Source organism: Paraburkholderia sp. NMBU_R16 (genome assembly GCF_013282575.1).
Classification (GTDB): Bacteria; Pseudomonadota; Gammaproteobacteria; order Burkholderiales; family Burkholderiaceae; genus Trinickia.
Window position 1 is genome coordinate 16,238 of sequence record NZ_JAAAYE010000004.1, and the last position, 22,950, is coordinate 39,187.

Consider the following 22,950-nt stretch of genomic DNA (forward strand, 5'->3'; position numbering starts at 1 on the left):
TCGCGACTCACATCATGACAGTGCCGCCGCTTGGGAGATCCGGCTCCATGGGTCCCGAACCCGATCCGTCGACCGGACAGCCGAAACCCACCGCCGGCTCGGGCCGGGGCCGGCATCGGGCTCCCTCGGTGCTCGATGGCCTGCGCGATCGCGTCCGCGGTGCCCTCGGAAAGTCGGGATCGCCCTCGCCATCGCCCGCACCTGCGTCGTACGAGCCCGGGCAGACACGGCGCGATTCGGCAGCCGCGTTGGAGCCCGCCACCGCCCGATACATCTTGAGACAGCTCGAGGAGATCGAGGAGCTGAGCTCGCGCGTCTACGGCGGCGGCATCCAGATTCTGATCGGAGAGCAAGCGTTACCCGAGCGCGAGCAATTGCTCGCTGCCTTGACGCAAGACTGCGAGATCACGATCTCTCTCGGCCTCGGCGACACGGATGTCGTGGATGCGCTGCTTCAGAAGACCATCGATCTGGTCCGCGTGATGAAGCGCGAGACGAAGGCCGAATTCGTGTTTGACGTTGCAAAGCGCGACCTCCCGCGCCTTAAAGAGCTATGGGCGCAAGCGGGAGGCCTTCCTTATCCCACGCCGCCGTTGCGCGATGGAACCGACGAAAGAGGCAAACCGCCCACCCGGTGACGCTTCGGGGCAATCGCCCCCTGAATGCTAGGCGGCACGCCAGCGAGCGAGCACGGCCGGCAGTTCGGCCATATCGTGAAAGATCGCCGCGACGCCCGTGGATCGCATCGCCTCGGCATGGCTGTGCCCCGCGGCGTCGGGGCAGTAGCCGAACACGGTCGCTCCGGCGGCCAGCCCCGCGGTCGCACCCGTGACCGTATCTTCGACGATCGCGCAGCGCGCAGGATTGACCTCGAGGCCGCCTGCCGCCGCGAGATAGACATCGGGATGCGGCTTGTTCCGGGGCATTTCCTGACCGCTGAAGATGCGTCCTTCGAAATACTCGAAGATACCGACCTTCGCGAGCTGCATTTCGACCTTGTGCCGATCGGCACCGGATGCGACGGCGATGACACCGCCAAGCGCTTCGTGTAGCGCCTTGACCGCCAGGGGTGCGCCCGTCACGCCGAGGAGTTCGGCTTCGAGCGCCGCATTGCGCCGCGCGCGGAACTGCTCGAGCCACTGCGCCGTGAGGCGAAAGCCGGTGTGCGATTCGATGAGGGCGGCTTCGTCCCTCACCGTTTTGCCGACGAAGTGCCGCATCGTCTCCTGAGTGCTGATATTCCAGCCGAGCTCGCCGAGCATTTCGGCAAGCACGCGGTTCGTAATGGGCTCGGAATCGACGAGGACGCCGTCGCAATCGAAGATCACGGCGTCGAAGGGAAGGGCGGACATCGTGCGCGAATCATCCAGATAGTGTTCGAACGCGGCCCTTACGTCGATGCGCTTCGGGCCGCAAACCGGATGGCATTGTATCGCGCGCGGGAACGTCCTCGCCGCTCCCTCCCCGGATGCGGCGCAGACGAGGCGCCTCAGTCCTCGATCGCGAGTCCCGGCAGTGCGTGCGTCCCTTCCTCGGCTACCGAGTGCAGCCACTCGGGCTTCAGGTCGAGTGCGCGCAGGATCGTCGGCGCGACTTGCGTGGTGAGGACGGGCTTGGCGATCGTGCGTGCATGGCGAATGCCCGGGAACGACACGAGCAGCCCTAGGTGGCTGTCGTCAGGCGCATTGCCGCCATGTTCCTCGTCCTTTTTCTTGCTCGACGTATAGATCACGCCAGGATTGGGCTGCACGACGATATCGGGCGTACGGCCTTGCGCCGGATTGCCGAAGCGCGCGACGAGTTGCGGGCCATAGAGCAGATAGGCTCCCGGACCATCGGCGCAGATGCCCGGCGCATTGCAGCCGAGATTGGCCTCGAGCGTCGCGATGACGGCGTCGCGCTGGCTTTGATCCCGCAGCCAGATGAGGCCGACGTCGTCCGTTTGCACCATGCCCGTGCCGGCAAGCCCGGTGCCGTCGTTGAGGTTGCCCGATTGCGTCGCGTTCTGGCCGAAGTGGCCGTTCGGATCAAGGTAGTTGTTGGCTTCGAGCAGTTGTGTGAGCGTGTCGCCGTTTTTCACGAGCTTCGTGTGATCGGTCGGCGATTGGCCATGTTTGGCCGTCACGATGATGACGGTCGTGGAGTACAGGTTGCGCTGCTTCAGTTCCGCGACGATGCGGCCGATCGCATCGTCTGCATAGGCGATCGCATTGGCCACGTTCGGGCCCGGGGTGAAGCTCGCGTCGAGGTAGCCGCCGCCCTTGGCGACCGGCGATTTTTGCGCCACGCTCAAGGTCTGGAAGTTCGCGCCGAACAGCGTCGGTACCGGCGCGTTTTTCGTGCCCGTGGAGTCCTTGCCATCGATCTGATTGAGGATCGCTTGCACGTGGTAGTTGTCGAATTTCTCCGTGTGCGTGTAGACGTCCGTATAGTCGGTCTGCGTCGCCGGATCGATCGAGTTGATTTCGGTGCGGGCGAGATCGTCCACGCCGTGGCCCGACGGTCCGTTGAGCCAGTCGTAGCCCCACGCGTGCTTATCGGCCCAGGCCGTATGCGCATCGCGCATGTGCTCCTTGATGACTTCGAATACCGTATTCGTCTTGATGTAGTTGTGCGGATAGACGGGGCTGCACACCCCGTCGATCAGCGCGTGGGGGATCGCTTGCGGATTGAACGCGCCACCGCCGTCGAGATGAATCAGCGCGCCGCCGTTTTGGGCATCGATGCCGGTCGTTTCGTCGAACACGACGTTCCAGCCGCGCTTGCCCGAGCATGTGGTGTCGGTGGGTGCGAAAAGCGTGCGGTCATAGGAGACGTCGTAAAAGAGGCCAGCGGATTTCGGCGAGCCGCCCGTGACGAGCGCGGCGAGACCGGGGAATGAATCGGACAGGCCCGGCGTGCGCGCCTCGGTATAGGTGACGCCGGAGTGAGACAGCACGGCGAGATTTGGGCAGGTGTTGCCAGCCATGCAGCGAGCGAGGTCTTGCTCGTGCAGCCCGTCGATGCTGAGGAGGAGCACGCGCTTTACATCGTGGATTTCATGGGCGGCAGCGGCTGTTGCCGCGCCTGCGAGTGCCATCAGCCCGATGGCGAGCGCCGTGCCCGCGTGGAGCATTGCCTTGCGTCGATTCATGTCTACCTCGTCGTAAGGCGCGGAAAGTTTCCGCGCTAAAAGCAGCTAATCTGAGGGTCGAATACGACTGGACGATGAAGCGGACCTTTCAGTCCGCTATCGATTGGTGCCGTGCGCGCAGGTCGCGGTCGTTGGCGCCTGGACTCGGTGCCGGGTCGGCGCGGTGCCCGCTTGGCAGCCGATGTCCCAAGAGGCTGTTAATATTGCCGTCTGATTTTCGGGTAGGCGGTTACAGGACGAATATGGGTTTCGAGCAGCTGGCAGAACTGAGAAAGCAACTGGCGAAAGAAGCGCGCGCCGCAAAGGAGCAGGCCCAGGCCGCCGATGCGGGCAAATCGCCTCGACAGGCTCGGCCTGGTCAGCGCGACGCAAAGGGCGACGCCAACGGCCATCGCGATGCGAAGGGGCCGCGCGACGCGAAGCCCCAACACGAGACAAAGGGGGCGCGCGACGCGAAGGGACAACGCGGCGATGCCAGAGCCCAGCGCGGGGAGGCGAGAAGCCATCACGCGCCGAAGGCCGAGCCGGTCGATCCGGTGGTACGGGTCATCGGCAAGCTGCAAAAGCGCTTTCCGGCAGCATTCCCGAAGAACCCCGCGCCGAAGGTGCCGCTGAAGATCGGCATTCTGGCCGATCTCCTCTCGCATGCCGAGGAGCTCGCGCTGAACGAGGCGCAGATCCGCGATGCGGTCAGCACATGGTGCCGCGGCAGCCGTTACTGGGCCTGTCTCGTCGACGGTGCGCCGCGAGTCGATCTAAACGGCGCGCCGGCCGGCAGCGTCACCGCGCGCGACGCGGCCTTCGCGCGCCGACAGGCCAAGGGCGGCGGCGCAGCCCGCCGCAAGGGCGATGGCGCACAGCCGGCTGCCAAGGCTGCGGCGGCACGACCAGCGCAGCCGGGCGCGTCGGAAGGTTCGCCGGCCTCGGAGGCGGCGCAGCCGGGTGAAGCGGTGCAGCCAGCGGAGGCTGTTCAGTCGGCTGAGGCGGCTCAGGAGCCCCAGCCAAGCCCGGCGTCCGACACCGGGCATGCGTCCGGCGCCGCGTCTACGCCCGCCGTCGAGCATTCGCCGGACACGGCTCAGTCGCCTGACTGAGCCAAGGCTCGGGCGCGTCGCTGCGCGCCCGAGCGTTAGACTATCGTTCGCCGCGTTGCGCCGCGAGCTGCTTCCCTCCTATCGCGCTTTTTTTCGACGCATGTCGAAATCATGGCAAGCCGTTCGACATTGTCGAGGTAACACGCTGCGTGTTGCCGCAACTCTTCAGGAGCGACAAATGGAATATCTGCTGATGATTTATGGCAATGAAGCCCGGGCTGCCGAAATGACGCCGAGCCAGGCCGCGGAGATGACGGCTGCGTTCGGCGCCTATACGGAGGCGCTCAAGGAAGCCGGCGTCTGGCGTGCCGGTGCCCGACTGCGGCCGGTCAACACGGCCACCACGGTTCGAGCGAAGAACGGCAAAACGGAGGTCCTCAATGGACCGTTTGCGGAAACGCGCGAGCAACTGGGCGGCTATTACCTGATCGACGTACCCGATCTCGATCAGGCGCTCGCATGGGCTGCCCGTTGTCCCGCGGCGGACTACGCCGGGCTCGAAGTTCGCCCGATCTGGCCGATGCACGAGTACGCTCCGAATGCCCGATAGCGGTGACACGGCCGCCGCGCGTGCCGCGGAGGCGGCGGCGCGGCTCAGCTATGGCAAACTCGTCGCCTTTCTCTCCGGGCGCAGCCGCGACGTGGCCGGCGCCGAAGATGCGCTCGCGGACGCGTTCGCGGCGGCGCTCGCGGATTGGCCGCGCAACGGCGTGCCGCGCACGCCGGATGCGTGGCTGCTCGCGGTGGCCAAGCGCCGTATCGTCGATGCGCTCAGACGTCGTTATCGTGATGCCGATGCAGCCCAGTATCTGGAATGGCTGAGCCAGCTGGCGCCCGAGACGGATGATGCCGCCGCGTCGATTCCGGACGAGCGCCTGCAATTGATGTTCGCCTGCGCGCATCCCGCGCTCGAGCGCAGCGTGCGTGCGCCGCTCGTCTTGCAAGCGGTGCTCGGCTTCGATGCGGCGACGATCGCCTCCGCGTTCCTCGTCGCGCCATCGGCGATGAGCCAGCGGCTCGTGCGGGCCAAGAACAAGATTCGCGAAGCCGGCATTGCACTCGAGATGCCCGAGCCCGGCGAGTTGCCCGCGCGGCTCGAATGTGTGCTCGATTCGATCTACGCGGTCTATGCCGAAGGATGGTCGGATCCCGAGGGCGGGGATCCCCACCGCCGCAATCTCGCCGATGAGGGTATCTGGCTGGGCCGCCTCGTCGTCTCGCTCATGCCGGACGAGCCGGAGGCGCTCGGATTGCTTGCCATGATGCTGCACACGCACGCCCGCCGCGACGCTCGCCGCGCGGCCGACGGGGCCTACATCGCGCTGAGCGAGCAGGATGTGAGGCGATGGGACAGCGGCATGATCGAAGAAGCGGAAGCGTTGCTGGCCCGCGCGAGCCGGGCCGGCCGGATCGGCCGCTATCAGTTGGAAGCCGCGGTGCAATCGGCCCACGCGATGCGCAGGTTCGGTCATCCTCCCGACTGGCAGGCGATCGTGCAGCTTTATGACGCGTTGTGCGCGTTGAGCGGCTCGCCGGTGGCCGCGCTCAACCGGGCGGTTGCGTTGGCCGAGCGCGATGGCGCTGCGGCCGGTCTTGCCGCGCTCGACGAGGTGGCGGACGATGCGCGGCTTTCGGCATATCAGCCATTCTGGGCGGCGCGGGCCGAGCTGTCGGCGCGCGTGGGCGCGTGGCAAGCCTGCCTTGACGCATATCAGCGTGCCATCGGCCTTGAATCGGATCCGGCGGTGCGGCGGTTTTTGCTCCAGCGCGCACAAGCCGCGCGCGCCCGAAGCGGGCAGAGCGCTTCGCCGGCCGAATGATCGCACTGCCGCTCGTTCCGTCATCCAATACCGAATTCTTTTATTCGAATTCATCTGGGGCCTACAACTTTTTGGAGGCCTCGATCCCACGTTTATCCATTTATTACATGAAAACGCACAACGTGCGTTGTGCGTTAGAACAAAAATTACCGATTACTACGAAATTTGCATATGTCGTACCGTTTGCCAAAACGATTAGAAAAGTAATACAGTGAAAGCGAGTTGACATTAAAAGGAAGTGGAACGTACTCTGCGCTGTCGCAGGTTTTTGTGGAAGATGTTCTCGCCGCCCCCGTTCCTCTGGAGTCGACGATGTCAACGATGATTTTTAGTAGTCCATACGTTTAGTACTCCTATTTATTGCAGGTTGGAATCACGGTCTGGGTTTCAGTGAATGCTGGGCCGGGGCGCAGCACGCCCCTTTTCGTCGCGAGCTACGGATTTGCTTGCGTGGCGTCGTATTGCCTGCCGGCGAATGAGAGAGAAGAACAACGAGACGAAACCTGGCATCGGTTAAACACTTTCTCATTCAGGATTTCGTATGCGATTTCATTTTGGATTGAATTGGCATTACGCTTCCATTGCCGCGCTCGCGCTATTGAGCGCATGCGGCGGCGGTGACGGTGGACAGGCGTCGGCTAGCCGTGCGGGCGCGGCCACTTCGAGTCCCAGCGCTCCGGCGCTTGTCGCGCCCGCTTCCGCTGTCGCGGCGACTCCGGGCGTGGACAAGACGGTATCGCCGGTGGAAATGCCCGATACGGTCGTACCGGTCAATTACCGGCTTTGGTTCCGTCCGAACCCCGAGCTGAATGCGTTCGACGGCCGCGCGGACGTCGAGATCAAGGTGATCAAGCCGGTCACCGCGATCACCGTGGCCGCGCACCGGCTGCAGTTCGTCAACGGCACCATCGCCTTGCAGCCCGGCAATGTGCAGCTGGTCGCGACGCCCCAGGACCAGGGCGATTACTATCAATTGCGTCCGGCGAGCGGGCAGATCGCTGCAGGCACCTATTCGCTGCACATGGAATGGCGCGGCATCATCAACTTCAAAAGCTATGACGACCCGGTCACGAAGACGGGCGGCAGTTGCGGCAACGATCCTTATCCGGGATGTTCGGCTGCGGAAGGCGTATTCCGCGTCGATCTGAAGGCGACCGACGGTACGACGAGCGGCGCCATCCTGACGCAAGGCGAATCGGATCTCGCGCGGCAATGGTTCCCCGGGTGGGACGAGCCGGCGTTCCGCCCGACCTACGAGGTCAGCGCTGACGTGCCGCAGAACTGGCGAGTCGTCTCGAACGCGGTGGAGAAACCGCCGGTCAACGTGGACAGCGGTTATAAGCGCGTTTCGTTCGAGAAGACGCCGCCGATGCCGTCGTACCTGCTCTTTTTCGGCGGCGGGCAGTTCGATGTGCTCGAAGACGACTTCACGAGTCCGCTGCCGGACGGCAAGGGTCTGCATTTGCGCATCTTCACGCCGCCGGGCATGCGCGATTGGGCATTGCCCGCCATGCAGCAGACCAAGCAGGCGCTCGATTACTACTATCGTTACACAGGCATTCCGCTGCCCTTGACGAAGTTCGATACCGTCGCGGCGAACGACGCGTTCAAGGCGCAGAAAGACCTGAACTTCGGCGGGATGGAGAACTGGGGGGCCATTCTCGAGTTTGCCGACGACATCTTGCCGCAGCCGGGCACCCCGATGTCGAACTATGGCGTGACCGTGCTGACCCATGAGGCCGCTCACCAGTGGTTTGGCGATCTGGTCACGCTGGACTGGTGGGACGACGTCTGGCTCAACGAATCGTTCGCAACGTTCTTCGAAAACAAGACGAAGATCGCCTTCTTTCCCGATCGCTTCAGCTGGGAAGGCGAGGTCCGCAACAAGTATCGCGTCATCGCCGACGATCTGACGTCCGCATCGTTCCCGGTGCAGCCGAATTTCAATGCATGGGCGTCGAACGACTTCGTCATCAACGCCGGGCGTTTCGTCTATGACAAGGGCGGTCAGGTTCTGAAGATGATCGAGGGCTACCTCGGCGAGGATGTGATGCGCCGTGGGCTGCAGTCGTATCTGGCGGATTATGCGCTCGGCAACGTCACGCCCAAGCGGCTGTGGGACGAACTCTCGCGAGCAAGCGGGGAGCCGATGACACAGATCGGCGACAGCTTCGTGCGGCAAACGGGTGTACCGCTCGTCTCGCTGAACACGATGTGCGATCTGACGACGAACCAATCGGTCGTGACGTTGAAGCAGCAGCCGTTCCCGAACCAGAATCCGTATCCGGGAACGCTGTGGACGATCCCGCTGACGTTGACCTATGGCGACGGTCTGGCAAGCCGTAAAACCATCTCGATGAAGAGCGCGGACATGCAGGTGCGCCTCGAAGGCTGCGGCGCGGTACTGGCCGATCCGACGGGGCAGGACTATTACGTCGTCAATTATGGCGACAACGCGTGGACGCAGTTGCTCGCGCAATCGAGTGCACTGCTGGAGCCGGCCAGACTGACGAATCTGAAGCTCGGCACGCACTTGCTGGTCGACAACGGCCTTGCGCCGCAATCGCGCGCGACGGCGATCGATTCGATCGCCGCGTCGCCGAGCGTAGCGGCCCGGCTGATGCGCCAGGCACTGATGCCGGAGCAGCCGGTCGAGCGCCGCATCCCGCACTATCAGGGCCGTTTGAAAGCGAGGCCGCAGGCGTCGAGCAAGCAACAGTAGTTGAGCGATTGGTCCATTGACGGCGCGCGGTTCGCTTCGAAGCAGCGGATCGCGCGTTTTCGCACCGTCTCGTTTGCCGAATTCGGAACGCACCCTTAAAAAACTTTCGAAGAATCGAATGCGTTTCACTACAGATTCGGGACGGCGAAGTCGTTATCGCAATGAATATTCGCTCGAACGGTTATCTGACTGGTTATGAACAGCAATTTGCTGCAGCTCGTCATCTGCGTGGCTTTCACGTTTTTCTTGAATGCGTGCAGTGGTGGGGCAGCGCCGTCGCAAAGCGGCGGCGTCTATATGGCCAACGTCTCCCAGGCGTCCGTCGCCGTCTATGAAATCGCGGCAGACGGCGCGGTCTCCCCGATGCCTGCGGCAATGGCGCATACGGCCGACGACGGCAGTTTCTCGCTGGCGCGGCCTGCGCATTACCCCGTGCTCGTGCGGGCGACCGGTGGGAACTATCTCGAGGAAGCGACGGGCGAGCGGGCGTCGCTTTCGAGCGAGCTCGATGCCGTCTATGTGTCGGCGCCAACCACCATGGTGGTCTCCCCGTACTCGAATGCGATCGTCATCGATGCCATCGCGGCCGGAGGCTTGAGCGCCGAGAACGTCGCCGCGGCGTCCGCACGCGTCAACGCATTCGTCGGCGGCATCGATGTCCAGCAGACGGTGCCGGTCGATACGCCGGCTGCCGATGGCGCGGCCGTGTCCGATGGCGCGAAGATGGCGTTCGCGCTCGGTGCCGAGTCGCAAAGCCGTAGCGATAACGGTCTCGCGATTGCGGCGAGCTCACACGCGATCGTCGACCAGGCGGCGAACGGCGATACGCTCGCGCGTTGCCACACCGGTGCGGGCGACGTCTTGAGCGACGGCTCCGTCGCGGCGGCCGATGCCGACCATTGCCTCGTGACCTCGGGCGCCGCCGCGTTTGCCCACAATGCACGCAATCGCACCGGCATCACGTCGCTCGCGATGCTCGAGCCTGCGCAGCAAACGGCACCGGAGCTTGCTGCCGCGTCCGCGTGTGGAGATCGGGTCGCGCTGCTGACTGACAATCTTGCGCTGTTCGAAGGCCGCAAGAACTCGGTGCAGGCGCTGCTCGCGGGTAGCATGACCGACCGGAATTGGTCGACGTATCGAACGCCTAGCCGTTGGGGGCCGTTCGCGAGAGGATATGGGGCCATCGAGCCGCCGGCGCACTGCACGGACATGGATACGTTCAAGCGCGAACTGGTCATGGCCGCGGAAAATTTCTGGGTCGACCAGAACATCAACTATTGCCACCATCATGTGCCCGGTTGGCTGCCGCCCGACGATTCGGATCGCGCCAACCCGAAGTACCGCAATTCCACGCCGGAGAGCACGTCGGGGGAATCGGCGGGCGGCAATCCGCAGCAGATGACCTGCACTGGGCAGCGCAATGCGAACGGCGCCCAAAGCGTACAAGTGGCTGCAAGCGATACGCCTGCGTCGTTTCCCGCGGCGGCCATCAACTGGAAAGGCGTGGATTGCTCGGACTATACCGCGTGGATCTATAACTTCGCCGGCATGACCTCCAACGATCTATCGACGGGCATCGGTACTCAAGCCTGCTCGACGGCCGATCGGGGCGGCTCTGACGCGAATCCGTCGCCGGGCGTATTGCTCGACATCAATCAGGGAAATTTCAAAGCGATGCAGAGCTATCTGCGCCCAGGCGATCTGCTCTACATCACACAAGAAAATGCGCTGAGCAGCGGCGAGTTCACGGGCGACTACAAACTCGCACATGTGGTGACGTGGACAGGAAGGCATTGGAGCGATCTGCAAGCGGGGACCGACGCGGCCCGCTATGACATCGACCGGATCGGGCAGCCCGACTCGCGGCTCGGCGGCGATTTCAAGGCGCATCTCGATTTCGACGTCGCTCAACTGGGGAAGACGGCGAAGACCGACCCGTGGATGATCATCGACAGCCATTATGCGGGGCCCGCCTACCGGCCGTTCTTGGGCTGGTATCCCACGCATCTGTCGCATGTGAGGCGGATCATCGGCGCCGACGCCGCACGCACCGACCCGGTGCTCGCGGCCTACGTCATCGCGCCGGTCTCGCAAAACGCGCAGCATACGCAGGTCGTGCTGGGATCGGCCCACGCGGGCAGCGGTGCCGCAAGCGGCTACCGCATGATCTACGACAACGTTCAGGGCACGCAGGCGTGTTACCGTGCGGGCACCGCGCAGTAGCGGTCCGCGGAGGAGGGGTGCGCAGCGGCCGGCAACGGCGCATCGAGTTGCGCCGATTCTTCCCGGGCCGAGCTTTCGACGAAGCGAATGAAGCAGTTCAGCCGAAGCCGCTCTTCGCCGCGCAGGTCGCGGTCGGCAATTGCCTCGGATAAATAGCGTTCGCGGCAGGTTTCCAAAACGTGTCTGTCTTGCGCGATCAACGTCTTCCATCCCCCCGAGGAAGCGAACGCGTCGTTTGCCCAATCGATGAAATCCAACGCGCAGGCGAGATGCCAGCTTCGCGCGCGCCACGGCTGCCGCGCGGCGACGAGATGCTGCTCGAACTTCGAAATCGTCGTCATCGTAAGACTCGCTCCGGTCCGAGACCGCTTCATTCAGGGCTGAGCCGGGGCGCCCGCATTCGACATGCGGCGCCCGGCGTCGATAGAGTTCAGAGCTTAGCGATACCGGGGCGCGCTCGAACCGCAGTGGGCGAAATGACGATACGCCGTGCGAAAGAGGGGCTGCCTTCTGGCATGCGGGGCACTGCCGCGTCGGAGCGCTGCATGCCGCCAAGCCGTCTCACCCGAAGTCAACGGATATTTGGTGGGCAAGGCGGCGTGGACTAAGATGCAATCGACCGGTCGTCGATAAGTCGCATCGCGGCTACCCCCACCACGTTCAGCGAGTCAGACATGGTAAAGGCTTTTGCATCGCAGGCGGATCTGCAGGAAAAGCAGGTCTCGTTCGAGCAGTTGTCCGAAAACGCCTATGCCTACACGACGGAAGGCGATCCGAATTCTGGCGTAGTGATCGGCGACGACAGCGTGCTCATCGTCGATACGACTGCGACGCCCGCCATGGCGCGCGATCTGATCGCCAAGATCCGCAGCGTCACCGACAAACCGATCAAGCACGTCGTGCTGTCGCACTACCATGCCGTGCGCGTGCTCGGCGCATCGGCCTATGCGAGTGAAGGCGCCCAGGAAATCATCGCGAGCCGCGGCACCTACGAGATGATCGTCGAACGGGGCGAAGCGGACATGCACTCCGAAATCGAACGCTTTCCTCGGCTCTTCGCGGGCGTGGAGACGGTACCGGGCCTCACTTGGCCGACGCTCGTCTTCGAGCGGGAGCTCACGCTGTTTCTCGGCAAGCTGGAAGTCAAAATCATGCACCTCGGAGCCGGCCATACGAAAGGCGATACGGTCGTCTGGCTCCCCGGGCAAAAGGTACTGTTCTCAGGCGATCTCGTGGAATACGAGGCGGCCTGCTATTGCGGCGACGCACAACTCGCGCAATGGCCGGCCACCCTCGATGCATTGCGCGCGCTCGGGGCCGAGAAGCTCGTGCCGGGACGCGGCCCCGCGCTGACGAATCGCGCGGCCGTGCACGCCGGCATCGACTACACGCTGGATTTCGTCACGACGCTGCTTGCCCAAGCGCGCACGGCCGTCGAACGCAAGCTCGATCTCAAGGCCGCGATGGCCCTCGCTCGCGAGGCGATGGACCCCAAGTTCGGTAGCGTCTTCATCTACGAGCATTGTCTGCCGTTCGACGTTTCGCGTGCTTACGACGAGGCGAGCGGCCTCGTTCATCCTCGCATCTGGACGGCGCAGCGCGACAAAGAGATGTGGGCCGCCTTGCAGGGTTGAGCGCCCGAGGCAACGTATGGAAACGCCGGCCGACTATCGGAACGCGCACTTCGCCTATCGACGCGCGGCTGAAGCCGGGTCCGATGCGCACGCGGTGGTCCATCCGGTCGTCGTCGTGGGTGCCGGGCCGACGGGACTCGCCACGGCGATCGATCTCGTGCAGCGCGGCATCGAGGTGGTGCTCGTCGATGACGATGACCGCCTCTCTGTCGGATCGCGCGCGATCTGTTTTTCGAAGCGATCGCTCGAGGTTTTCGACCGTCTCGGTTGCGGCGAGGCCATGGCGGCGAAGGGCGTGCGCTGGCACGTCGGGAAAGTGTTTTTCCGCGACGAGCTCGTCTATGCGTTCGACCTGCTCAGAGAAAGCGGTTACCGTCGCCCGGCGTTCGTCAATCTGCAACAGTACTACGTCGAAGGATACCTGCTCGAGCGGGCGATGCAGCTCGACAATCTCGACGTGCGCTGGAAAAACAAGGTGGTCGGAATCGAAGCCCCGGGAATGCGCGACACGGGTACGCACGGCGACGGCTGCGAGCCGATCGCGTTGACGATCGAGACACCCGATGGGCATTACGAGTTGCGCGCGCGTTTCGTCGTGGCCGCCGATGGGGCGCGCAGTCCGCTGCGCAAGCTGCTCGGCTGCGACAGCTCGGGACGCACGTTCAAGGACCGCTTCCTGATCGCGGACGTGAAGATGGAGGCCGATTTTCCGCCTGAACGATGGTTCTGGTTCGATCCGCCGTTTCATCCGAATCAGTCGGTGCTGCTGCATCGACAGCCCGACAATGTATGGCGGATCGATTTCCAGCTTGGCTGGGATGCCGATCCGGAGCTCGAGAAGGCGCCCGAGCGAGTGCTTGCGCGCGTGCGTGCACTGTTGGGCCACGATGCGCAATTTTCGCTCGAATGGGTCAGCGTTTATACGTTTTCATGCGTGCGCATGACGAGCTTTCGGTGCGGCAATGTCCTTTTCGCGGGCGACAGTGCGCATTGCATGTCGCCGTTCGGTGCTCGCGGCGCGAATAGCGGCTTGCAGGATGCGGATAATCTCGCCTGGAAGCTGGCGCTCGTCCTGCGAGGACTGGCACCGGACGCGCTGCTCGATTCCTATGCGCGGGAACGCGAATATGCGGCCGACGAGAACATCCGCCACTCCACGCGCTCGACCGATTTCATCACGCCAAAGACGGCGACGAGCCGGGTCTTTCGCGACGCGGTGCTCACGCTCGCGCGGCATCATGCCTTCGCGCGCCAACTCGTCAACAGTGGCAGGCTATCGGTTCCGTCCGTGCTTGCCGACTCGGCGCTCAATACCGCGGATCGCGACACCTTCTCGGGCAGCGCGGTGCTGGGTTCCGTCAGTGCGGATGCACCGGTCGATCGCGACGGTGATGACGACTGGCTGCTCTCGCATCTCGGCGATACTTTTTCGCTGCTCGTTTTCGGCGGTACGAATGGACTCGACGCGAATGCGCGGGGATTGCTGGCGGCCTCGACGCGTTGCCGGGTTCCAGTGCGAAACGTCGTGGTATTGCCTGCGGGCGCGCAAGTGAGCGGCACCGATGATGCCGTTGCCGCGACACTTTTATTCGATCGGGAAGGGCTGGCTGCCGAACGCTACGACGCGAAAGCCGGCACCGCTTACCTGATTCGGCCGGACCAGCATGTCTGTGCGCGTTGGCGCGCAGGCACTGCCGCCGATCTGGAAGCAGCGCTCGCGCGTGCGCTATGCGCCAACGTGGATTGACGCCGCCAAGCGCGGCCAGGCGATCGAGGTGACGACATGCCGTTGAAGACCGAACCGAATCTGACCCGGCCCGACGATTTTTATGAATCGTTGCTCGAGATGCATCGCGATCTCGACGACGCGCAAAGCCAGTCTGCCAATGCGCAGCTGATTCTGTTGCTCGCCAACCATATCGGCGAGCAGGCCGTGCTTGTCGAAGCCATGCGGCTCGCGCGCGAAGGCGTGACGGAACGTTCGACGCCTCGCGCGAGCGTTACGCCTTGAGCAGCCCGCGGCGCGCGAGGTTGCCGTAAAGCGCGCGCACGCCGAACGTCCACGGTGCAATTTCATGCGACCGTTGCACGGTGTTGACGAGTGCGCCTAGCGAAGGCGTCGAAATCGTCACCACATCGCCGAGGTGGTGGGTGAATCCGGCGCCGGGCGCATCGCGATCCTTGATCGGCGAAAACATCGTGCCGAGAAACAGCATGAAGCCGTCGGGGTACTGATGGTGGGGGCCGAAAGTCTGCGAGACGAGATCGGCCGGATCGCGGCTGATCTCGCTCATGTGGCTGACGCCTTCGAGCACGAAGCCGTCATCGCCCTCGATGCGCAGCGCGAGACTCGCGAGGCGCACCGTATCGAGCGTGAAATGTTCGTCGAAAAGGCGCACGAACGGGCCGATCGCGCACGAGCCGTTGTTGTCCTTCGCCTTGCCGAGCAGCAGCGCCGAGCGGCCTTCGATGTCGCGCAAGTTCACGTCGTTGCCGAGCGTCGCGCCGACGATGCCGCCCGCGCTGTTCACGGCGAGCACGATCTCGGGCTCGGGATTGTTCCATTGCGAGCTCGGGTAAAGACCGACGGCCGCGCCGAGCCCGACCGCTGACATCGGCTGGGACTTGGAGAACACTTCGGCGTCCGGGCCGATGCCGACTTCCATGTATTGCGACCAGGCGTTGCGACGCTCGAGCTCGGCCTTCAGCTTCATGGCCGCTTCCGAACCCGGTTCGATCTTCGCGAGATCCGTGCCGATCAGCTCGACGATGAGCCGCCGCACCTGCTCGGCCTTGCTCGCATCGCCGCCCGCTTGTTCTTCGATCACACGTTCAAGCAGGCTGACGGCGAACGTGACGCCGCAGGCCTTGATGGCTTGCACATCGCACGGCGCCAACAGGCGTGCGCTGTTTGCGCCGGCATCGGCAAAGCTCGCCTCGATCCATCGCGCGACGGGACCGAGCGACTCGCCCGGTGCCTGCCGGGCTACCTCGACCGCATCGGGGCGATCGAAGAGATCGGCTGTCGTGGGGGCCGACGCCGTGATGTCGAAAACCTCGCCGTTGCGCACGGCGACGACGGACGGCCCATCGACGGGCGCTTCGCGCCAGACGCGCCCGACGAGGAGCGCGCGGTCGAGATCGGTCGGCAAAACGGAAAGCGATGCTGGCTGCATGAGCGTATTCGGTACGAAAGTTGACGGTTCGACGATCGTAGCCACTGCGCGTCACAGTGTCCACGGTTTCGATGCGTAGCCGGTCGCGCGCGTGGGCGGGCGACCGGCTACGACCCCACGCTGGGTGGGGAATAGAGAATCAATCGTAGAGCTGCGATGCGATCTTCGGATCGTCGATGTTCGACTTGTCGTACCAGTAAAAGCCCGTGTCGATCACCTTCGGAATCTGCTTCGCCTTGCCGTTGATGGCCTCGACGGCCGCCTTGACCGTTTCGTAGCCGATACCGCCCGGGTTCTGCGTGATTGCGCCGGCCTCGATGCCGGAGCGGATCGCTTCTTTTTGCTCCTTGCCCGAGTCGTAGCCGATGATGACGACCTTGCCGGTCATCTTCATTTCCTTGGTGCCGTGGATGACACCGATCACCGAGCCTTCGTTCGCGCCGAAGATGCCCTTGATCTTGGGATGCGCGGCGAGCAGCGCCTTCGTGATTTCGGTCGATTTCAACTGATCGCCGGCGCCATATTGAATATCGACGATCTTGACCTTCGGATGCTTGGCCTTCATCTCGTCGACGAAGCCATCGCGTCGATCGATGCCGGTGCGGCTCGTCTGGTCGTGCACGACGAGCGCGACTTCGCCTTCGTCGCCGATGAGCTGGGCCATCTTGTCGGCGGCGAGCGCGGCTGCCTTCTTGTTGTCGGTGGCCGCGGTGGCGAGCGGGATGTTGCTGTCGACGCCCGAGTCGAACGCGATGACGGGGATCTTCTCCTGCTGTGCCTTCTTCAGCAGGGGGATCGCTGCCTTGCTGTCGAGCGCGGCGAAACCGATCGCGGCGGGCCGCTTCGCCAGCGCGGCCGAGAGCATGTCGATCTGCTTGTCGACCATCGCTTCCGTTTCCGGCCCTTCGAACGTGACTCTGACGTGATAGTCGTCGCCGGCCTTTTCAGCGCCTTTTTTCACCGCTTGCCAGAACTGATGCTGAAAGCCCTTGGAGATCAGCGCGACATACGGCTCGTCCGCCGCCTGTGCCCCCGTACCGAATCCCAATGCCAGGGCAAGCCCGACAGCCGCGCCGATCAATCTCGGTTTCATCATTTGCACGTCTCCTCTCTGGTTGAACTCATGGCGCGGGCGAAGCGCGCGCCTGCTGTAAAACAAAGCAAACGTTACCGCTGTTTTCTTCGACGCAGCATGTCCATATAGACGGCCGCGATGATGATTCCGCCCGTCACGACGATCTGCCATTCCTGCGCGACCGACATCACGCGCAGCCCGTTCACGAGCACGCTCATGATGAAGGCGCCGATCATCGTGCCCGTGATCGTGCCGATGCCGCCCGATAGCGACGTGCCGCCGATGACGACGGCCGCGATCGCATCGAGCTCATAGCCCTGGCCGAGCGCCGGTTGGGCGGAATTGAGCCGCGAGGCGATCAGCAGACCGGCGATGCCGCAAATGGCGCCGCCGACCGTATAGACCGCGATCTTCCACCGATCGACGGCAACGCCGGACAGGCGCACGGCTTCCTCGTTGCTGCCGAGCGCGAACGTATAGCGGCCGAACAGCGTCTTGTTGAGCGCGACCGCGGCAATGACCGCAAGCAGGAAGAGTATCAGCACCGAGTTCGGAATCGGCAGCGCCGGAATCAACGTGCCGATCACCGAATCCTGCGAGATGCTGGTGAAGCCCGGCGTGTCGTTGAAATAAATGGGCCGCGTGCCCGAGATCACGAGCGAAAGGCCCTTGAGCAGCATCATCATGCCGAGCGTGGCGATGAAGGGCGGAATGCGCAGCTTCGCGATCAGAAAGCCGGAGATCCAGCCGCACAGCGCGCCGAAGAAGAGGGCGGCGAGAATACCCACGAAAAGCGGCATGCCCCAGTTCGTCAGCACCATGCCCGTCATGACGGCGCAAAAGGTCATCAACGTGCCCACGGACAAGTCGATGCCGCCGGTGATGATGACGAACGTGGAAGCGATCGCGAGCACGCCGTTCACCGCCGTGGCCTGCAAGATGCTGACCAGATTGTCGACCTGCAGGAACTGCGGCGACGCAATGCCGAAAAATGCGATGAGCACGATGAGGCTGGCGAACGCGAGCAGCTTCTGGCGCGCGCCGGAGTGAAAAAGCTTGCCGACGAGGGCGGCGACGCTGCGCTCGCGCTCCATCGACAGGGCGGGTTCTGCCGGAGGCAGCGGGTTCGGTGTCTGGCTCATGTTCGATTCCGTCGATTCATTCGGTGACGACTGACTCGCGTTGCGTCGCGAGCTGCATGATGTTTTCCTGCGTGGCGGCACCGGCCGGCAGTTCGCCGGTCAGACACCCCTCGCACATGACGAGCACACGATGGCTCATGCGCAGGATTTCGGGGAGCTCGGACGAGATCATGACGATGGCCTTGCCTTCGGCCGCCAGCGCATCGATGAGCTTGTAGATCTCCGTCTTCGCGCCGATATCGATACCGCGCGTCGGTTCGTCGAAAAAGAGGATGTCGCAATCGCGCAGCAGCCACTTGGCGATGACGATCTTCTGCTGATTGCCGCCGGAGAGCAGGCGCACCTGCTGATCGACAGAAGGCGTCTTGATGCGCAACTGCTTCACGTATTTGTCGGCCGCGCGATGAATTGCGCGCTGGTCGAGAAACATGCCGAACGAGGTAAAGCTTTGCATGCTCGGCAGCGCTACGTTGGCTTTCACGTCCATCCCGGTGGCCAGGCCGAAATGCTTGCGGTCTTCGGACAGATAGCCGATGCCGTGGCGCACCGCATCCTTCGGCGATTTGATCGATACGCGCTTGCCATGCACGTAGATCTCGCCGCGCTCGAGCGGATCGGCGCCGAAAATCGCGCGCGCCACTTCCGTGCGGCCCGCGCCCATGAGGCCGGCGAAACCGAGCACTTCGCCGCGACGCAACCTGAAGCTCACGTCGCGGATCGCGGTGCCGCGCGTCAGGCCTTTGACTTCGAGGGCGATCTCGTTATCGGCGCTGTGGCTCGGATGCCGCGGCGCGCTGTCGAGCTGGCGTCCGACCATCATGCCGATGATGGTCTCGACCGGCGTTGTCGCGGTGGGAACCGTGGCCACGTACTGTCCGTCCCGCATGACCGTCACGCGGCTCGCGATCTGCCGCAGTTCGTCCATTTTGTGGGAGATATAGACGATGCCGACGCCATGCGTCTGCAGTTGCCGAATGATGCGAAAGAGGTCCTCGATCTCGACGTTGTTCAACGCCGCGGTCGGCTCGTCCATGATGAGCACGCGTGAATCGAACGAGAGCGCCTTCGCAATCTCGACCATCTGCTGCTTGGCCACCGTGAGCTCGCCCACCGGCGTGCGCGGATCGAGCTTCAGATGCATGCGCTGGAAGATCGTGGCGGCCCGGCGATTGAGCTCGCGCTCGTCGATGAAAAGCCCGAGGCGCCCCTTCGGCTCGCGCCCGATGAAGATGTTCTGGGCGGCGCTCAGATGGTTCATCAGGTTCAGTTCCTGATGCACGATGCCGATGCCGAGCGCCTGGGCGGCGCGCGGGTCGGGAATGTCGACAGGTCGGCCATCGACGAGAATTTCCCCCTCGTCCTTTTGGTAGACACCCGATAGCACCTTCATCAGCGTCGACTTGCCGGCGCCGTTCTCGCCCATCAGGGCATGGACCTCGCCCGGCAGCAGCTCGAACTGACAATTGTCGAGCGCGCGTACGCCGGGAAACGACTTGCTCAAATTGCGGATGCACACCAGCGGGCGCGGCGCTTGCCCGCCTGGCGGTTGATCTGTCTCACTCATCTGTCTCGTCCTGGACGGGGCGCCCGAGCGGCACCCCGGCGGTTCGTTGCCGAAACGTTTCGCTAAACGTTTCGGCGTGAGACTAGATGGCGCTAAGGCCGATGTCAACAGGTGAGACTGGACTATCGGGTTAACCATGTTGCCGGGTCCATCGAAACGTTTCGCTAAACGTTTTGCCACAGTTTGGGAATGCAGATATGATCGGGGCTCGTCTTGCCGGCGAGACCATGAGGAGCGGCTCGGCAAAGGCATCGATGGGACCATTCAGAGCGGGAAACAACGTGGCAGCAACGATGAAGGATGTGGCGCGGCTGGCCGAGGTCAGCCTGGCCACTGTCTCGGCAGTACTGTCCGGTTCGACGTACGTGAGCCCGGAGCTGACGAGCCGCGTGCAAAAGGCGGTGGCGGCGCTCGGCTATGCGCCGAACACGGTGGCGCGCAGCCTCAAGAAAGGCGCGACGAAGCTGATCGGTCTCGTGGTGCCCGATATCACGAATCCATTTTTTACGGAGCTCGTCCACGAAGTCCAAAAGCGCGCGCGCACGTTGGGCTATGCCGTGCTGCTTTGCGATAGCGAGCGCGACCTCGAGCAGGAACGCTGGTACTTGCGCATGCTGCGCGCGCATCTGGCGGTCGGCGCGATTTTATGCGCGACGGGCCCCGACGAAACCTACAAAGACCTCGCCAACGACGTTGGCATCATGCCGATCGTGGCCGTCGATCACATCATCCGGGCGTCGGATTACGACTCCGTCGTGTTGGACAACGTGGCCGCTTCGCGCATCGTCATGCAACACATTCTCTCGCTCGGGCACACGCGCGTTGCGATCCTTGCGGGTCAGCAACATCTGGTGCCGGGCCGGGATCGCCTGGCCGGATTCGTCGACGGGTTGCGCGCGGCAGGGCTCGAGGTCATACCGGAACTCGTGCGGCAGGGCGCTTTCGGTGAGCCGGAGGCATTCAAGGCCGCGCAGGCGCTGATGAAGCTGCCGGAGCCGCCGTCCGCCATCTTCGCGACGAACAACCAGATGTTGATCGGCGCGATGCGCGCGCTGGCCGAAGCGGGCATCCGGTGTCCCGATGACATCTCGGTGGTCGGCATCGACGACTTCGCCTGGGCGGCCGCATTTTCACCGGCGCTGACCACGGTGCGGCAACCCGTCGACGAGATGGCCGCCGCCGCGCTCGACATGCTCGTCGAGCGCGTGAACGGACTCGATATCGCACCGCGCCATATCGTCTTCGCTCCGGAGCTGGTCGTGCGTCAATCGTGCGTCGCGCCAGCCACCAAGCGCGCCTCGGCCCGTCGGGGCAAGGCGGCGAAATCCGAACGCGCGGCCAAGGCGCCGCAGTTATCCCACGCCTGATACGGGCGCTTCGTTTATGGAGATACGACCGTGACCCACGATCGCTCAGATCGCCACGCCCGTGACGAGCGCGGCGCGATTGCTCCCGGCCCAATGGGCTTCGGGGCGGCGCCGCTCGGCAATCTTTTCGCGCGCGTCAGCGACGAGGTGGCGTTGGAGACGGTGTCGGCCGCCTGGGACGCCGGCATTCGCTACTTCGATACGGCGCCGTTTTATGGCGCGGGCCTCTCGGAAACGCGGCTGGGCCGCGCGCTTGCACGCTATTCGCGCGACGCATTCGTCCTATCGACGAAAGTGGGGCGGCTGCTGATTCCGGACGCTTCCGTACCCGAGGTTCATAACGGCTTTGTGGGCGGCCTGCCGTTTCGCGTGGAATACGATTATTCGGGCGACGGTGCGCGCCGCTCGCTCGAGGCGAGTTTGAAACGGCTCGGCACCGATCGCATCGATATCGTCTATATCCACGATGTCGCGCAGGACACGCACGGCGACGACTGGCTGCGGCAATACCGGATCGCGGTGGACGGCGCGATGAAGGTGCTGTCGCAATGGCGCGACGAGGGCGTGATCGGCGCGTGGGGGCTTGGCGTGAATCGCGTCGAGCCTTGTCTGAAAACGCTCGACGATGCGGACCCCGACATTTTTCTGCTCGCGGGGCGCTATACGCTGCTCGATACCGGCGCGCTCGATGCGCTGATCCCTGCTTGCGAGGCGCGCGGCGTGCAGCTCGTGATCGGCGGTCCTTACAACTCGGGGCTCCTCGCGGGCGGCAATACGTTCGAGTATGCGCAAGCCCCCGTATCGATGCTCGACAAACGGGCGCGGCTTCTTGCTTTATGCGAGCCCTTCGGCGTCGATTTGAAGGCCGCCGCGCTGCAGTTTTGCAAGGCGCCGCGACCGGTGGCCTGCGTCATCGCTGGTGCGCGCACGCCCGACGAGGTCAGGCAGAACTGCGTCGCGATGGCAGCGCCGGTTCCGCGCGAGTTGTGGGCGGCGCTCAAAAGCGAGGGGCTCATTCCCGCGCATGCGAGCGAGCCCGGCTGACCGCTGCCCGGCGCACGATGCCGCCGCGCCCGATGCGGCGGATCGCCAGAAAGACATTTCCTTTGCTTGTTCAGGATTCCTGACGATGGTCATCGACGGACATTTTCATATCTGGTCCTTGGCGCGGGGCGATTACGGGTGGCTCACGCCCGAGTTCCGCGTGCTTTACCGCGATTACGGGCTGGCGCACTGGCGCGACGAGTTCGCGCCCCTCGGCGTGAGCGCCGGCATTCTCGTGCAAGCTGCGCCGACCGAGGACGAAACGACGTTTTTGCTCGAGCACGCGTTGGCGCATCCCGGCGAAGTCGCTGGCGTGGTCGGATGGACGGACTTCGAGCGCGACGATGCACCCGCGCGTATCGCGGCACTGGCGACGCATCCGCATCTCGTCGGCTTGCGGCCGATGCTGCAGGACCTGCCTGATCCGGGGTGGATCGGGCGCCCGTTCGCGCGTCGTGCGCTCGATGCGATGGTCGAATCGCAGCTGACTTTCGACGCGCTCGTTCGCCCCGTGCATCTGCCCTGGATTCTCGAGCTCGTCGAGCGGCATCCGTCGTTGACGGTCGTGGTCGACCATGCGGCGAAGCCCGATATCGCCGCCGGACAGGGGCGCGAGGCGTGGAGCGAGCGGCTCGCCGCACTCGCCGCTCATCCGTCGGTCTACTGCAAACTGTCAGGTCTATGGACCGAGGCGGCGCCGGGCTCGCCGGTCGAGACGGTCGAGCCGTGGGCTCGGCGTGTGCTCGAGCTGTTCGGCACCGAGCGGACGATCTGGGGCAGCGATTTTCCCGTCGTGCGCTGTGCCGGAGAAGGGCGGGCGTGGCTCACTCATGCGCTCGAGCTGGTCGGCTCGTACGGTCCCGACGCGGTGCCGCGCGTTTTCGGTGCCAATGCCCGGCGCGCCTATCGGCTCGGGCCCCCCGCCGTGGCAGGCAGCGGCGCGTCCTGACGCGATG

At 64.1% G+C, this 22,950-nt stretch carries 19 protein-coding genes; 12 read left to right on the forward strand and 7 right to left on the reverse strand.

Annotated features, from left to right (window positions below; all coding sequences use genetic code 11):
• Positions 1-47 precede the first annotated feature (47 nt).
• Positions 48-638 carry a hypothetical protein gene (locus GWC77_RS02815; RefSeq protein WP_173255349.1) on the forward strand — a complete coding sequence of 197 codons (591 nt, stop codon included), beginning with the start codon at positions 48-50 and terminating at the stop codon, positions 636-638.
• Positions 639-665: 27 nt separating this feature from the next.
• On the opposite strand, the gene GWC77_RS02820 is transcribed toward GWC77_RS02815, so the two are convergent.
• Both GWC77_RS02820 and GWC77_RS02825 read right to left on the reverse strand, forming a co-directional pair.
• Complete coding sequence (locus GWC77_RS02820) at positions 666-1,352, reverse strand: HAD family phosphatase (protein WP_173255350.1); 687 nt, start codon at positions 1,350-1,352, stop codon at positions 666-668.
• Positions 1,353-1,489: 137 nt separating this feature from the next.
• Entirely contained in the window at positions 1,490-3,133 is a 1,644-nt protein-coding gene (locus GWC77_RS02825; protein ID WP_173255351.1) for an alkaline phosphatase family protein, read from the reverse strand.
• Positions 3,134-3,375: 242 nt separating this feature from the next.
• Here GWC77_RS02825 and GWC77_RS02830 point away from each other — a divergent pair, with 242 nt between their 5' ends.
• From GWC77_RS02830 to GWC77_RS02850, 5 genes are all read left to right on the forward strand, one after another.
• The gene (locus GWC77_RS02830) at positions 3,376-4,227 is read left to right on the forward strand and encodes a ProQ/FinO family protein (RefSeq protein ID WP_173255352.1); all 852 of its coding nucleotides are present in this window, start codon (positions 3,376-3,378) and stop codon (positions 4,225-4,227) included.
• Positions 4,228-4,405: 178 nt separating this feature from the next.
• Positions 4,406-4,777, forward strand: a complete 372-nt coding sequence (locus GWC77_RS02835) for a YciI family protein (RefSeq protein WP_173255353.1) — start codon at positions 4,406-4,408, stop codon at positions 4,775-4,777.
• On the forward strand, positions 4,767-6,047 hold the full coding sequence (locus tag GWC77_RS02840) for an RNA polymerase sigma factor (RefSeq protein ID WP_173255354.1): 1,281 nt from the start codon (positions 4,767-4,769) through the stop codon (positions 6,045-6,047). The genes GWC77_RS02835 and GWC77_RS02840 overlap by 11 nt, the downstream gene beginning before the upstream one ends.
• A gap of 541 nt (positions 6,048-6,588) precedes the next feature.
• Complete coding sequence (locus GWC77_RS02845; RefSeq protein ID WP_173255355.1) at positions 6,589-8,769, forward strand: M1 family metallopeptidase; 2,181 nt, start codon at positions 6,589-6,591, stop codon at positions 8,767-8,769.
• A gap of 195 nt (positions 8,770-8,964) precedes the next feature.
• Positions 8,965-10,992, forward strand: coding sequence for a hypothetical protein (locus tag GWC77_RS02850; protein ID WP_173255356.1), 2,028 nt, complete (start codon positions 8,965-8,967; stop codon positions 10,990-10,992).
• Here GWC77_RS02850 and GWC77_RS02855 read toward each other — a convergent pair.
• Positions 10,968-11,333, reverse strand: coding sequence for a hypothetical protein (locus GWC77_RS02855; RefSeq protein WP_173255357.1), 366 nt, complete (start codon positions 11,331-11,333; stop codon positions 10,968-10,970). The two genes, GWC77_RS02850 and GWC77_RS02855, sit on opposite strands and share 25 nt — an antisense overlap.
• Positions 11,334-11,666: 333 nt before the next feature.
• Between GWC77_RS02855 and GWC77_RS02860 the strand changes: the two genes are divergently transcribed.
• Genes GWC77_RS02860 through GWC77_RS02870 form a run of 3 tightly spaced genes read left to right on the forward strand, consistent with a single transcriptional unit; the run spans position 11,667 to position 14,637 of the window.
• On the forward strand, positions 11,667-12,626 hold the full coding sequence (locus tag GWC77_RS02860) for an MBL fold metallo-hydrolase (protein WP_173255358.1): 960 nt from the start codon (positions 11,667-11,669) through the stop codon (positions 12,624-12,626).
• A gap of 16 nt (positions 12,627-12,642) precedes the next feature.
• A complete protein-coding gene (locus GWC77_RS02865; RefSeq protein ID WP_173255359.1) occupies positions 12,643-14,373 on the forward strand; it encodes an FAD-dependent oxidoreductase in 1,731 nt (576 codons plus the stop codon).
• A gap of 36 nt (positions 14,374-14,409) precedes the next feature.
• Positions 14,410-14,637, forward strand: a complete 228-nt coding sequence (locus GWC77_RS02870; RefSeq protein WP_173255360.1) for a DUF2783 domain-containing protein — start codon at positions 14,410-14,412, stop codon at positions 14,635-14,637.
• Here GWC77_RS02870 and GWC77_RS02875 read toward each other — a convergent pair.
• From GWC77_RS02875 to GWC77_RS02890, 4 genes are all read right to left on the reverse strand, one after another.
• The gene (locus GWC77_RS02875) at positions 14,627-15,802 is read right to left on the reverse strand and encodes a fumarylacetoacetate hydrolase family protein (protein ID WP_173255361.1); all 1,176 of its coding nucleotides are present in this window, start codon (positions 15,800-15,802) and stop codon (positions 14,627-14,629) included. The two genes, GWC77_RS02870 and GWC77_RS02875, sit on opposite strands and share 11 nt — an antisense overlap.
• Positions 15,803-15,941: 139 nt before the next feature.
• Positions 15,942-16,898 (reverse strand): ABC transporter substrate-binding protein, encoded by a 957-nt coding sequence (locus GWC77_RS02880; RefSeq protein WP_173255362.1) that lies wholly within the window; start codon positions 16,896-16,898, stop codon positions 15,942-15,944.
• A 71-nt stretch (positions 16,899-16,969) separates the two neighbouring features.
• Positions 16,970-17,971 (reverse strand): ABC transporter permease, encoded by a 1,002-nt coding sequence (locus tag GWC77_RS02885; protein WP_254366779.1) that lies wholly within the window; start codon positions 17,969-17,971, stop codon positions 16,970-16,972.
• Positions 17,972-18,035: 64 nt separating this feature from the next.
• Positions 18,036-19,583 carry a sugar ABC transporter ATP-binding protein gene (locus GWC77_RS02890; protein WP_173255364.1) on the reverse strand — a complete coding sequence of 516 codons (1,548 nt, stop codon included), beginning with the start codon at positions 19,581-19,583 and terminating at the stop codon, positions 18,036-18,038.
• Between the two features lie 281 nt (positions 19,584-19,864).
• On the opposite strand from GWC77_RS02890, the gene GWC77_RS02895 reads away from it, so the two are divergent.
• From GWC77_RS02895 to GWC77_RS02905, 3 genes are all read left to right on the forward strand, one after another.
• Positions 19,865-20,950, forward strand: coding sequence for a LacI family DNA-binding transcriptional regulator (locus GWC77_RS02895; protein ID WP_173255365.1), 1,086 nt, complete (start codon positions 19,865-19,867; stop codon positions 20,948-20,950).
• 93 nt (positions 20,951-21,043) lie between these two features.
• Entirely contained in the window at positions 21,044-21,994 is a 951-nt protein-coding gene (locus tag GWC77_RS02900) for an aldo/keto reductase (RefSeq protein ID WP_173255490.1), read from the forward strand.
• Positions 21,995-22,079: 85 nt separating this feature from the next.
• Positions 22,080-22,943 (forward strand): amidohydrolase, encoded by an 864-nt coding sequence (locus GWC77_RS02905; protein ID WP_173255366.1) that lies wholly within the window; start codon positions 22,080-22,082, stop codon positions 22,941-22,943.
• The last annotated feature ends 7 nt before the right edge of the window (positions 22,944-22,950 follow it).